The following is a 12506-nucleotide window of genomic DNA, read 5'->3' on the forward strand; positions in this document are numbered from 1 at the left end:
CATGATCGGTATTCTCGGCGCAGGCTCTCTGGGCAGGCTCTGGGGCGCAATGCTACCCAACGGTTGCGTTGCCTTCATGGCCAGACCGGGCGAGCCCATCGACTCAAGCGTCGATTACCGTTTCCGGCCCTTTGAGGGGCCGGAATCCTCCATACAGATTCCCTTCCTCAGGACCGGCGACACGCCGGACCTGATGCTGGTGACAACCAAGGCCGGTGATACCCTGAGCGCCTTAGCAGGCGTGATCGACCAATTACCCGTTGAAACCCCCATCCTGCTTTTCCAGAACGGACTGGGCAGCCAGCAAGCTGTCGCCGAGCGGTGGCCGGAGCGCCCGATCCTGGCCGCAAGCACCACCGAGGGAGCAAATCGACCTGAACCGGGGCTTCTCGTCCATGCCGGTACCGGCGATACCTGGGTGGGTCCGCTGACAGAGCAGGCCAGGTTCTCGGTGGACCGCGCGGTCGCCATGCTGGAAGACTCCGGCCTGGCCATTCATCCGGAGCCGGCCATCCTCCAGCGACTCTGGCAGAAACTGATCATCAATGCGGGCATCAATCCCTACACCGCGATCCTGAACTGCCCCAATGGCGACATCCTGTCTGCAGGGCTATATCAGGACACCATCGAGGAACTTTGCCGGGAATTGTCAGAGCTGATGAGCGCCGCCGTCCAGATTACGGAAACACCGGATTCCCTGCGCCAACGCATTGAACAGGTCGCTCAAAACACCGCCGGCAACACATCGTCGATGCGTGCCGATGTTCTCCGGAAACGCCAAACCGAGATAGACTTTATCAACGGGTATCTGGCAAAACTCGGAAAAGAACTCGGTATCGACACGCCGGTGAACCAAATGCTGACCGAACGGGTACAACAACTGTCGTCACATTAACAGGAGCAGACTGATGGGCAACCGCCTTTCCAAGATTTACACCCGCACCGGAGACGATGGCTCCACGGGCCTGGCCGATGGCAACCGGATTGCCAAGAATGCCCAGCGAGTTGAAGCCATGGGCACCGCTGATGAACTCAACTGCCATATCGGGTTGCTAATCGAAACCCTGGACAGCGAAGACGAACTGGTGGAGAGCCTGCGCCGCATTCAGCATCATCTGTTTGACCTTGGGGGCGAATTTGCCATCCCCGGCAGCCGTGTGATTGGTGACGAACACATCGAATGGCTGGAAGGCACCCTGGACCGGCACAACGAAGGCCTGCCACCGCTGAAGAATTTTGTCCTGCCCGGCGGCAGTCCCGGCGCCGCCCAATGTCACCTTGCCCGGGCGGTCTGCCGTCGTGCAGAGCGGGTTGTCGTCGCCCTCGGCCATGAGGACTCGATCAACACCGCTTCCCGACACTACCTGAACCGTCTATCGGATCTGTTGTTTGTCATCGCCCGCGTACTGGCCCGGCGCGAGGGTGGCGAAGAGATTCTCTGGGAACAAAAAAAATCCGGCCTCTAAGGGCCGGATTTTTTATGCGCCTGATCGCGCGCAAAGGTCCGCTGGTCAGACCTTGAACGCTTCCACCAGACGCTGAAGCGACGCTGTCAGTTGCGACATTTCTCTGGAAGAACCCAGGGTTTCTTCAGCATTGGCGGCTGTTTTATGGCCCAGCTCGCCAATCTGCTCAACGTTCGAGTTCACGTTTTTCGCGACGGCAGACTGCTCTTCGGCGGCCTGGGCGATCTGGTGACTCATATCCACGATCACGGAGATGCCCTTGGCGATTCTATCCAGGGCCTCTGTCACCTCTCCGGACTTCTGCACCGTTGCCTCGGTCACGTCCCGGCTGTTGGTCATGGCCGACACCGCGTCCTTGACGCCGCTCTGGAGCCGGGAAATCATGCCTTCGATTTCTTCCGTCGATTTATGCGTGCGCTGTGACAGCGAGCGAACCTCATCGGCAACCACCGCGAAACCACGCCCCTGCTCCCCGGCTCGGGCCGCCTCGATCGCGGCGTTCAGGGCGAGCAGGTTGGTCTGCTCGGCGATGGCCTTGATCTCGACCAGCACCTGACTGATGTTGTCACTGTCCTTGCTGACCCGGTTGATCACTTCCACCGCGCCTGAGATTTCACCTGCCAGCTTGTTGATGGTTTCAACCGTGTCGGCCACCACGCCCCGGCCGGTTTCTGTGTCCTGTTCGGCATTGCTCGCGCTGTCCGCAACCCGGTGCGCGCTTTCGGTGACTTCATGAACCGCCTCAACCATCTGGTTCATGGCTTCATTGATCTGGCCGCTTTCTTCCATCTGACGCGCAACCGCTTCGCTGTTGGCCGCAGCGGTGTCATTGACCCGGGTGGCCTGCTGGTCTACGTCCGCCGTCGTCCGGCTGACAGAGCGGATCAGCTCGGCAATCCGGTCGGTCATGTTATTGAATTCCGTCGTCAACTCGCCCAGCTCATCGCGGTTGCGCAAACTGATGTGCGTGGTCATGTCGCCGGCGGCAACGTTCCGCGCGGCTTCGCTGAAGCGGTTGATGGCAGTACGTACGGACATGAAGAAGCCGATGTAGAGATAGACAACCACAAGCAGCACGGCGATCAGGGCAACCACGATCAGGCGACGCTGGTTGATCTCACTCTCGAGCCGTGCGCGAAGGTTCGAGTCGACCACGCTGAAGGCAGCCGTCTTGACGTCGTCGTAGTGGGCCAACTGCCCGGACATCAGATCGTCGTATTCGGTCCAGGGCATTTCCAGACGCATGGGCGTTATCACGTTCAGATCCAGATGATCCCGAACCACCATCAAACTCTCGTCAACCCGTTGAATGGCGTTGCCTGCCTGATTGGCAAGGGCCGGCGATGCTTCAGAAGCAAGAGCCAAGGCCGGTGAAAGCAAGGAGGTGCGATTAGTCAACTGGTCATAGATTTCGTTCAGGGTTTCGCTCAGGGCATAACCTACCTGCCCCTCGACCAATGCGAAGATTCCGTAGGATTTTGCCCGACCGATCACGGTGCGTGCAGCCGGGAGAGAGTCCTGGACCAGGCCCAGAATCAACTGGTTTTCTCTTGAGGCCCCCTGCCCCAAACCAGAGATTTCAATGGTGGCCGAAAGCAGCGCCTGTGCCTTCTGAACGAATTCCTGATAATACTTGAACTGAGGATCGAAGCTGCCCTGATAATTGTCATCGGCCCGCAATGCTTCCCACTCCTGGCGAAGGCCTTCAACCTGATCGGCCCAGGAGCCAGTCGTATCGAACGAGCGCTCTTCTGCGGTCAGAGCCGCCAAAAGGCTATCAATCTCAGCGGCCGCTTCTTCGGAAACTGCGGTAATGGCACTCTCATCCTTGATGATCGCCGGTGAGCGATAGTCTCGATAATCCATCGCCGCATCCACCAGCCGATCCACTTGCTGGAGTTGCTCCAGCCCCTCGACACCCCGGGTCATGGTCTGAACCGAGCGGTTCAGCTCGGAAATGGCAAGCCAGGACAGCCCGCCAATTGGTAAAAGGAACAGAATGCTGATGAGACTGAACTTGTAGACCATCGGCAGCCGGTTCATCAGGGCAATGGCAGGATTAATGAGTTGCTTCACAGGGACCCTCGTGCTGGCAAATAACCACTGAACGTTAATTCTTTTCTTCTATTGTCGCCTAAAGTCTTAAAAACTTAAGCTTTATTTGTTGTTAAACTGTAATGTTTTATAAAATCCGGGCTAAACGACGCCGGAAATAACCAGCAGGGCGAGTATGCATATCCATACCAGCATGCTTCTGTTCAGCAGATCCCTTACCGCTCGCAGACTCCTTCCCCCAAACGCTGTCCACTCATCCGGGTGAATCCGGGAAAACCTCGCTGGATCCAGTGCATACCCGGTTAACGACCCGTTGGCCGAAATCATGAGTACCTCGCCCGCTTTTTTGGAGATTCCGGTCAGAGTCTGGCGAGTTTCACGCAGCCAGCCGGCCAGATCTCCGGCAATTCCGAACGTTAACGACAAAAGCCTGGCAGGGATCCAGCCGGCAAGGTCGGACATTTTTGCAAACCTGGGCCTGGCCGGCGCCTGCGGCCATTGCTCGGCGAGCGCTACCAGCCCACGCGCCAGGACCGCGAGACCGATACCGCCAACCACATACCAGAAAGCCACCAGAAAAAAGCGCTGGAACACCGAAACCATCAGTGCCTTGGACAGGGAGAGGTGCATGGCCTCGGGAGACACTGCGGCTCCCCGTTCATCGGCCGGAAGAAGGTCTTTCACATGATGCCAGGCCGACTGCATGTCTCCCCGATGCCACGCCTCCGCATAGGCCCGCAGTACCTGTCGCCAGCCCGGCGTTCCCATAAGGACGACCAGCACCAGGAACTCCAGCGGGTAAGCCGCCATTCTCCAGCCAGAAGACACCAGCAGGTATTCCGCAAGCCCCAGTATCAGGGCCGGCAACAGGACCAGTGCCAGCCCGGTTGCTATCCCCGATTCATGGCCGGCCCTGACCCGGCTGCCGTAGCGGAACCAACGGCGCCAGACCTCATCGCCAGACAGCATGTCCAGGGAATCCAGACGCCTGCGCACCATGTAGGCCAGAAGAAACACAACAAATACCATTCAGACGTTCCTCCCCGATCCTCGGACTATTTCCAGGGCTGACCGGAAATACCGCCAGTCAAAAGCCGGGCCGGGATCGCTCTTCCTGCCGGGCGCAATGTCGCAGTGCCCGGTAATCCGATTGGCCGTGATATCCGGCCAGGCCGTCATAATCAGGTCCGCCACTTTCGCCAGCATGCGATATTGCTCGGTGGTGTAAGGGGTGTCGTCGGTCCCTTCCAGCTCAATCCCGATGGAAAAATCATTGCATTCCTCCTGCCCTTCAAAACACGATCGGCCGGCATGCCAGGCCCGATCAAGCAGGCTGACAAACTGCACCAGCGCGCCATCGCGGCGAATCAGCAGGTGCGCAGACACCTGGACGCCCTCGATAGTCTTGAAGTAGGGGTGCGCAGAATGGTCGAGTTGGTTGCAGAAGAAGTCTTCTATTTCGCGGCCACCAAACTGGCCCGGAGGCAGGCTGATATTGTGGACGACCAGAAGAGAAATGCCCGCTCCATCCGGACGAGGCCCGAAATTCGGCGAAGGGGTCCAGCGGGCGAAGGAAATCCGCCCGGTTTCGCGAAGCGAATTTCCATCGGTACCGGAGGCGGAAGGGCGTTCGGAAAAAACGTCTGAATCGGGCAAAGTAATTCCAAAAGTTTCAGAGCATTACAGCCTCTGATTGAATCACAAAGTTGCCACGGTTGCTACGAATCAGTCCTTGCGGCTGCTGCGCAGGTTGTCGATGATCGACTCCAGTGCCCGGTCGAAGATCAGACCATCATCCAGCATGCTGATTTTCCCGGATTCCATGTCGGCGGCCAGCTCCTGACGCAGATACTCTGCCACCTTCGCGCCACTGCGATTCACAAAGATATATTTGCCAGTAGCCTTGATAAAGGCCGCAAGCTTACAGCGCACCCGGGTTTCGTCGCGGGTAAGTTCAATCCAGGAACCCACACGCAGGCTTTCGGCCTTTGACAGCCACTCTGGAGATACTGAAGCAGTCTGCGTTTCAGCGTCCGCCTGGGAGGCAGCCTCGCTGACCACAGAAACAGGCACTTCAGGCTCGGCCGGCGCGGGCGTTGCTTTGACAGCGTCTTCGGCCGCCGGCTCAGGGGGCTCGACGGGCTGCTCAGCAGCGGGTTCCGGAACGAGCAGATCCTCTGGTTCCGAAGGTGATTCCGGCCTGGACGGAGCCGTCACCAATCGCTGGAAAACGTCCACATGGGCAAGTTCAAGGTCGCGAATGGCCGCATCGGTGGCAAACGGGTCCCAGGAAATATCCTGCAGTGCCTTGCGAAGGTCGTCCACAATGGCCGGTATTGCCCTCAGCAGATCTGACCTGGTGGTATCAGTGACCGGGCGCGGATCCACACTCCAGACCAACTGCTCGGTCACGTTCCGGGCGTGCTGCCACCGGTCGCTTTCCTCGCCCTCCCGGAGGACAACCCATTGCAGGTACCGGGTCCAGGCTTCGCTCAGGAGGCCGGCAACCGGTTCGGGTACGTCCCGCTGCTCTGTCAGCTCCTTAACCAGGCCTTCCGCCGCCTGGGACGCCCGCTCCTGTCGAGCCCGCCCTTCTTCAGCATCCCGAAGACGTTGCTCGACGAGCTCACGACGTCGGCGATCGAGATCCATGAAGTGGCTGAAATCTTTCAACAACTCCTCAAACAGAGAGACGTTGGTAGTGAACTCTGTCAGAACCCGATCTACCACCGATTCGATTTTGTCCCGAAGCGGGTCTCTTTGCCCGGCCTTCTTCTCGGTCCAGCCAATGGCCGAAAGTGCCAGCTCGTTAAGCAGTTTTCGAACCGGGTGACCGCCCCGGTTGAAAAAGTTCTTGTCACTAAGCGCAACTTTCAGCACCGGAATCTGCAGGCGCCCGATCAATGCTTTCATCACCGGATGCAGTTGGCGATCTTCCAGAATAAAGTCGAACAGCATGGAAACCAGATTGATCACGTCACTGTCGACCTGCCCAACGCTCAGGCTGTTGCCGTCGCCGGAACGCAGGATGGGTTGAAGCTGCTCGTTCAGAGGTACAACGGTACCTTCACCCCATTGCCTGCTACTCGACTGCGCTTCAGTCAAACGGGCCATGAGCCTGTCGGTATCAATGTAGCTTTCGCCGACCGGGGATCCACCAGTGACAGCATTGGACTCACCGCGATGCAACAGCGCGCTGAGCTCCGAGAAAGTGGCCTGTGATTGAGACATACCCTGACTCTCGCTGGCAGAATCCGCCTGACCGCTGGCACTGGTCGGCACTGAACTCTCTACTGACCCACGTTGACCGGAGCGGGAGGGCACCTTGCCGGTGGGCGGTCGTTTCATGTCAGGCATTACGCCTTCACTGATCAAGGTGCGATTGGCTTCTTTGTAGAAATCACCGAGGGTATCGGCAAGCAGGCGATCAAACAGCTTCAGAACCACCAGCTTGGCCCGGATATCAATATCGAGGTCGGCACAGGCCTCGGCAACACCGCCACAGATGATTTCCGGGCTCAGCGGCATTTGTGCGTCTTTCAGCTCGATGCCCGGCACCAGATGCCCGACCCGGACGGTAAGCAGACGGATCTGTTCGGTATAACGGTTCCGGAGTTTATTTATGAGATTGTCGACTGCCACCTGCTGCTCAAGCTGGGAATGGTCAACGAGGCTGAGAGAGTCCTCGTCAACTTCATCCAGGGACCTGGCACTTTGCTGGGGCTGGAACCTGCCGATTTCATTGAAAGCCTGGCTGACATACTGGAGGATCGAGACCACCATGGCCTTGCGACGAAGCCTGAGTTCCCGCATGGCATCAAAGTAGGCGGTCTGGTCGAGGTTGGAGCCGGCTCTGTCGGCGAGTTCAAACAGGGCATCATCGGCACGATCGAAAAAACTGGCAAGAACGGACTTGAGAGACTGACCCGATGCGTCACGCAGGCGCACGAGGGAGGCAGGCAAAGAAAACCGGGCGGGCGGTTTCTGGCCTGAAAAGCTGACAACCTTGTTATCGTGCACCATCTCGCTGCTCCGCCTTGTATTACACAATTGCCTGTTTATTTCTCCACTTCACATGATACGAGCTGCCCACGTCAGGTTGTGTCAGAATTTGTCACCTTTTGTGTAGACCTGACGTGCATCACAGTTTAGCAGCCCTGCCCCAAGAGTTTGGCGATTCACCAGCGGCGCTTTAGAATTGGCAGCCTGAAACGCCGACAACCCACTGCACCGGACTTTTTGCCCTATGATTGCCCCTGAACTCCTCCGCCAGGCCAGAATTGAAAATGTTGCCCAGAGTCTGCGGGAGGACATCGGCGATGGCGACATCACGGCCAGACTGATACCCGCCGACAAACAGGCAACAGGGCGGGTAATTACGCGGGAAACCGCCACCATCGCGGGCAGGGAGTGGGTGGACGAGGTTTTCCGACAGGTGGATCCGGCCGTCGAGCTCAACTGGCAGGTGGCCGATGGCGAGACCGTGTCACCGGATCAGGTGTTGTTTACCATGCAGGGTTCGGCGCGAAGCCTGCTGAGCGCCGAACGCGCGGCTCTGAACTGGCTCCAGTCCCTGTCTGGCGTTGCGACCACCTGCTCGGGCTATGCCGCCCGGGTTGCGCACACCGGTGTTCGACTGCTGGATACCCGTAAAACCCTGCCGGGTCTGCGACTGGCCCAGAAATACGCTGTGACCTGTGGCGGCTGCTTCAATCACCGGATCGGGCTGTGGGATGCCTTCCTGATCAAGGAAAATCACATTGCCGCCTGCGGCTCCATTGCCCAGGCCATTGAAGCCGCCCACCGGATTGCACCGGGCAAACCGGTGGAGGTGGAAACCGAGAACCTTGACGAGCTGGAACAAGCCCTTCGAGCGGGTGCAGACATCATCATGCTGGATGAGTTCTCACTTGAAGACATGCGGACCGCGGTCGCTACCACGGGTGGCAAAGCAAAGCTGGAGGCATCCGGGGGAATCAATGCCGACACCCTGGTGCCGATCGCCGAAACCGGCGTGGACTTCATCTCGATTGGCGCGCTGACCAAGGATTTAAAGGCTGTCGACCTGTCAATGAGACTGGACTGATCACTCCCCGCTTAGCAGGCGATCGATCACCTCCAGCTCCCGAACCAGCCTGCTACCGGACTCCGGTCGCCCCCGGAAATGCTCTTCGGCCATCGGCGCTATGCCGGAGGCCGAGGGCAACTGGTGGTCATTTTCGATAATGATCTTCATTCTTTCCACAAAAACAAATTGCAGCCACTGGGTAAATTCCAGCGTATCGATGCAAAAGGGCTGCGCACTCTGGAACGCCTCGTCCGGTGGCGGCTCTGACTCCCAGAGCCCCAGCTGCCGCAACTCCATCTCAATGTTCAGAAGGCAGTCCGCAACCTGCCCGACCGGGTTACCGGATTCGGTCATATCAGTCTCGCTTCAATCGTTAAGCGGCTCAAGCTCCACGGTTTCGCCATGCAGAACCCGGAACAGGTCCTCGTACTGGCGCGTCAGCGGGTGCTTGGGTGCCATGTGAATCAGGGGCTGTCGGCTCTGGTGGGACTCTTTCATCTTCACGGAACTCGAGAGACGCACAGGCAGAACCGGCAAGCCCTCCTCGGTAAGCTCCCTGACCAGCTGCTTGGGCAGGCTGGCCCGCGGCTGGAACTGGTTGGCAACAATCCCTTCGACAACAAGATCCTCGTTGTGGTCTTCCTGCAGATCACGAATCTCGTTGAGGATGTTGTACAGCGCCTGACGGGAAAAATCGTCACAGTCGAAGGGTATCAGACAGCGCTGGGCTGCAATCAGGGCAGACCGGGTGTAGAAATTGAGCGCCGGCGCGGTATCGATGTAGATCGCATCGAAGGATTCACCCAGTTTTTTCAGGGCTTCCCTGAGCTTGTATATCTTGTGCTTGGCCTCCAGCTTGCGCTCGAGAAAATCCAGCTCCGGGCTGGAGGGCATCACAAACAGGTTCTTGAACGGTGAGGCATGGACAAATTCGTCCGGACGGCGATTGAACACGGTAAAGGCCACCGTCTGCTCCAGCATATCCGCCACGGTGTCCTTGAGCTCGCTGGCAGGCTTGCCCAGCAGATAATGGGTGGAGTTTCCCTGCGGATCAAGATCCACGACTAGGGTTCGCTTTCCACGAGCGGCGCTGATAGCTGCGAGATTGCACGTGATACTGGACTTACCGACACCGCCTTTCTGGTTGAATACCACCCGTCTCATTTTGCCTCTCCCTTGATGAATCCGTTATCGATTTCTGCCCTGCGATGAACCCATTCCAACTCACCACCCCATCACTGTCTTCACAAACGGGATAGTAAGCCGTCGCTGTGCCTGAAGTGAATTTTCATCCAGTATATCCAGAATCCCCAGCAAATCACCGAGCCTTCGAGGCGCCCGGCGCATTATATAGCTGGCCACATCATCCGCCATCACCAGGCCACGTTTCTCGGCACGGGCTCTGAGAATGGTCAGGCGATCCTCATCCCGGTAAATACCCAACTGGATGATCAGCCCGTGACTGAATCTGGAGACCAGATCCGGCAACTCAAAGGCCGAACTGGCCGGCAAATCGGCCAGACTCACCAGCAAAAGGCCGCCTCGATCGAGAATCCGGTTATAGAGATGAAAAATGGCCTCTTCCCACACCCGCTGGCCTGCGATGCGGTCGACATCGTCAAGACAGACGATCTCATGGGTCTCAAGCCCCGACAAGGCATCGGGACCAAAAGGCTCTAGCTCTGCGATGCTGATACACACCGCTGCCCTGCCCTGCTTTTCGCCCAGGTGGCACACTGCCTGTAGAAGATGGCTCTTGCCGGTATCGGCATCACCGCACAGAACAACGACAGGCATATCATCAGGTTGCTGACAAACGCTTTCAAGACGCTGGGCTGCGCTCGTGTTCCGGTCGCCATGGAAATTGTCGAATCGGGCGTCGTCACGCAGCTTGACCCCGAGCACCAACTGGGATGCGGTCATGGCCGGGTAGCCCTCCAGGCCCGCAAGCCCCACACAAACAGGTAATGCCCCCCGCTGAACACGGTGGAAACAGCCACCAGGATAATGCCGGCATCCACCACCCAGGGCTGCATCGGCAGGTCCGCCAGAAGCACGATGATGGCCAGGGCTACAAGAATCTGGATAAACGTATTGATCTTGCCGGGAATGCTGGGCTCCATATCGTATCGACCAACCTTATAGTGGTAGGCCAGAGCGCCGACCACAATCAGCAGGTCACGCCCCAACACCAGCAGAAACAGCCACACGGGCAGAACAGCGGTGAGAGTAAGCATCAGGTACGCGGTGATCAACAAGGCCTTGTCGGCGAGAGGATCTGCAATTGCACCAAGCCTGGAACGCCAATTGAAATGGCGGGCAAGGAAGCCGTCAACCGCGTCTGTGCCGGCGGCCAGAAAGAATATCAGCAACGCTCGGCGATAATCTCCGATCAGTAACGCTCCCGCGAAGGGAGCGATCAGAAGAATGCGCAGGAACGTCAGGGCATTGGGAATCCAGCGCCAGCGGTGCAAATTCAAAAGACTCCCTCCGGTTACACCTTATTCGCCGCCATCGCTCCCGATGACAGAAGACGGTTGCCAACGATAATACAGAACCTGGTACAGGGATTCGAACGCCTCCCTGGCATCTTCCTCATCGACGGGCACCGGCTGATAGGTAAACAGGGCAGTCTCTTCAGACGCCTCCGCAGAGGTTTGCTGATCCGGGCCAGCCGGCTGCGATTCCTTGCTCTCGGGCGCCTCTTGCGGGTTCGGCCCAGGCGAAGCCACCTGGCCCTCTGCTGTACGGGCGGTAACCGGAGGTTCTGCCGGAACGTCGGCCTCCATTGGAACGAAGCGCGGATCCAGGGCGATGTACTCCCGCAGCTGGTCCAGCTCACCGGAGAAAGCCACCCGCAGGGTCAGTTGTTCGTCCCGTACCCGATGGGCACCAACGCTAACCACGGGGGTCAGTCCTTCCAGCACCTTATTGGCGCCGGCATAGTCTTCAAGCGACGTAACGCCACGCAGCACAATGTCCACCTGGGGCGAATCGCCCACTTCCGATGCAGCAACCGCGTATCGGCTGGCGTATAGCTCCGCCCAGCGGTTTATCGTCGCCTCCGCCAGCGCTTCCGGGGTATCGGCGGTTACCGACTCTTCCCCGGCATTCATGGCCATACCATCGAAGACCCAGCCGGCACGCCATTGCCCGCCAGCACGGCTGACCCGCACCAAAGCGAGCACATCATGGTCCAGATTCCCGGATGCAGACTTCACCCGACCAATAAACTGCCCCCAGATATCCGAGAGCAATTCGCGGTCAGAGCTGAAATCTGACGGGGGCAGCGCCACGGGCAAGCCACGCTTTCTGGCCGCCTCATCGAACGCAGCCCTCCAGGCTCCTGCGTCTTCCTGACCAGAGCCGGCCCCGGGCCGTGTTACGAGTGTTCTCGATCCACGATCCTCGGCAGCAATCCAGGCCAGCGTGAGCGGTCTGTTGGCACCCCACACCGGCGCATCAATTGCAGCCAGCGCGCGATTCACGCCAACCGCTCCGAAGGACATGCTCAGAACACTCTGCCCGGACTCGCCACGGGCAACCTGATAGGAAAGCAGTAACGACTCGGCATCGGACAGCAGGGCTTCAACGCCCTCCATCGCCAGTACGTCTCGGGTACCGGAAACCCTTACCAGTACCTGGCTCAGCCCGTCTGCATATCCCTGGGCGAGTTGACCCGGCGAGGACCCTTCCACTGGCACCTTTGCCGAATAGAGACCGGAAACCGTCACGGCACTCGCCTGAGCGGAAAACCCAGACAGCAGAACGGTGAACAACGCAACGACCCACGCCCCGGATAAAGACCTGTGTGCCGGCTTTTGCCCTGATACTGACATGAAACACCCTGCAATTCGCATGAATGGCGCATAGGATACACCATGCCCCAAGGTGTGAGTAGCGGCCCCGGATTTCGG

The 12506-nt window shown here is 58.5% G+C and carries 12 protein-coding genes; 3 read left to right on the forward strand and 9 right to left on the reverse strand.

Features of this window, described 5'->3' with window-relative positions; all coding sequences use genetic code 11:
• Position 1 precedes the first annotated feature (1 nt).
• Together EDB94_RS17500 and EDB94_RS17505 are read left to right on the forward strand one after the other, a co-directional pair.
• Positions 2-895, forward strand: a complete 894-nt coding sequence (locus EDB94_RS17500; protein WP_108019072.1) for a ketopantoate reductase family protein — start codon at positions 2-4, stop codon at positions 893-895.
• Positions 896-908: 13 nt separating this feature from the next.
• Entirely contained in the window at positions 909-1466 is a 558-nt protein-coding gene (locus EDB94_RS17505) for a cob(I)yrinic acid a,c-diamide adenosyltransferase (protein WP_108019073.1), read from the forward strand.
• 45 nt (positions 1467-1511) lie between these two features.
• Here the strand turns inward: EDB94_RS17505 and EDB94_RS17510 are convergent, their stop codons facing one another.
• The 4 genes from EDB94_RS17510 to EDB94_RS17525 form a co-directional block, all read right to left on the reverse strand.
• Positions 1512-3542 (reverse strand): methyl-accepting chemotaxis protein, encoded by a 2031-nt coding sequence (locus EDB94_RS17510; RefSeq protein WP_062784863.1) that lies wholly within the window; start codon positions 3540-3542, stop codon positions 1512-1514.
• Positions 3543-3662: 120 nt separating this feature from the next.
• Positions 3663-4550 carry a hypothetical protein gene (locus EDB94_RS17515; protein WP_008172824.1) on the reverse strand — a complete coding sequence of 296 codons (888 nt, stop codon included), beginning with the start codon at positions 4548-4550 and terminating at the stop codon, positions 3663-3665.
• Positions 4551-5177, reverse strand: coding sequence for a 1,6-anhydro-N-acetylmuramyl-L-alanine amidase AmpD (gene ampD / locus EDB94_RS17520; protein WP_062784867.1), 627 nt, complete (start codon positions 5175-5177; stop codon positions 4551-4553).
• 69 nt (positions 5178-5246) lie between these two features.
• Positions 5247-7544 carry a DUF1631 domain-containing protein gene (locus EDB94_RS17525; RefSeq protein WP_108019074.1) on the reverse strand — a complete coding sequence of 766 codons (2298 nt, stop codon included), beginning with the start codon at positions 7542-7544 and terminating at the stop codon, positions 5247-5249.
• Positions 7545-7767: 223 nt separating this feature from the next.
• On the opposite strand from EDB94_RS17525, the gene nadC reads away from it, so the two are divergent.
• Positions 7768-8607, forward strand: coding sequence for a carboxylating nicotinate-nucleotide diphosphorylase (nadC, locus tag EDB94_RS17530; protein WP_108019075.1), 840 nt, complete (start codon positions 7768-7770; stop codon positions 8605-8607).
• Here nadC and EDB94_RS17535 read toward each other — a convergent pair whose 3' ends face one another.
• Genes EDB94_RS17535 through EDB94_RS17555 form a run of 5 tightly spaced genes read right to left on the reverse strand, consistent with a single transcriptional unit; the run spans position 8608 to position 12368 of the window.
• Positions 8608-8943, reverse strand: a complete 336-nt coding sequence (locus EDB94_RS17535) for a YqcC family protein (protein WP_108019076.1) — start codon at positions 8941-8943, stop codon at positions 8608-8610.
• Between the two features lie 12 nt (positions 8944-8955).
• A complete protein-coding gene (locus tag EDB94_RS17540) occupies positions 8956-9753 on the reverse strand; it encodes a ParA family protein (RefSeq protein ID WP_008172831.1) in 798 nt (265 codons plus the stop codon).
• A 60-nt stretch (positions 9754-9813) separates the two neighbouring features.
• Entirely contained in the window at positions 9814-10512 is a 699-nt protein-coding gene (hda, locus tag EDB94_RS17545; protein WP_062784873.1) for a DnaA regulatory inactivator Hda, read from the reverse strand.
• Positions 10509-11069, reverse strand: coding sequence for a CDP-alcohol phosphatidyltransferase family protein (locus EDB94_RS17550; protein WP_169702144.1), 561 nt, complete (start codon positions 11067-11069; stop codon positions 10509-10511). Before EDB94_RS17550 ends, hda begins: the two co-directional genes overlap by 4 nt.
• Before the next feature lie 21 nt (positions 11070-11090).
• Positions 11091-12368: a DUF2066 domain-containing protein gene (locus EDB94_RS17555; protein ID WP_082814033.1), complete on the reverse strand. Its 1278-nt coding sequence runs from the start codon at positions 12366-12368 to the stop codon at positions 11091-11093.
• Between the last annotated feature and the right edge of the window lie 138 nt (positions 12369-12506).

Origin of the sequence: Marinobacter sp. 3-2, from assembly GCF_003751355.1 — a bacterium.
Classification (GTDB): Bacteria; Pseudomonadota; Gammaproteobacteria; order Pseudomonadales; family Oleiphilaceae; genus Marinobacter; species Marinobacter adhaerens.

Bases quoted from the DNA above. Each gene is read 5' to 3' on its own strand.
- EDB94_RS17500 (WP_108019072.1), top strand. From the start codon at position 2: ATGATCGGTATTCTCGGCGCAGGCTCTCTGGGCAGGCTCTGGGGCGCA.
- EDB94_RS17505 (WP_108019073.1), top strand. From the start codon at position 909: ATGGGCAACCGCCTTTCCAAGATTTACACCCGCACCGGAGACGATGGC.
- EDB94_RS17515 (WP_008172824.1), bottom strand. From the start codon at position 4,550: ATGGTATTTGTTGTGTTTCTTCTGGCCTACATGGTGCGCAGGCGTCTG.
- EDB94_RS17525 (WP_108019074.1), bottom strand. From the start codon at position 7,544: ATGGTGCACGATAACAAGGTTGTCAGCTTTTCAGGCCAGAAACCGCCC.
- nadC (WP_108019075.1), top strand. From the start codon at position 7,768: ATGATTGCCCCTGAACTCCTCCGCCAGGCCAGAATTGAAAATGTTGCC.
- EDB94_RS17535 (WP_108019076.1), bottom strand. From the start codon at position 8,943: ATGACCGAATCCGGTAACCCGGTCGGGCAGGTTGCGGACTGCCTTCTG.
- EDB94_RS17540 (WP_008172831.1), bottom strand. From the start codon at position 9,753: ATGAGACGGGTGGTATTCAACCAGAAAGGCGGTGTCGGTAAGTCCAGT.
- hda (WP_062784873.1), bottom strand. From the start codon at position 10,512: ATGACCGCATCCCAGTTGGTGCTCGGGGTCAAGCTGCGTGACGACGCC.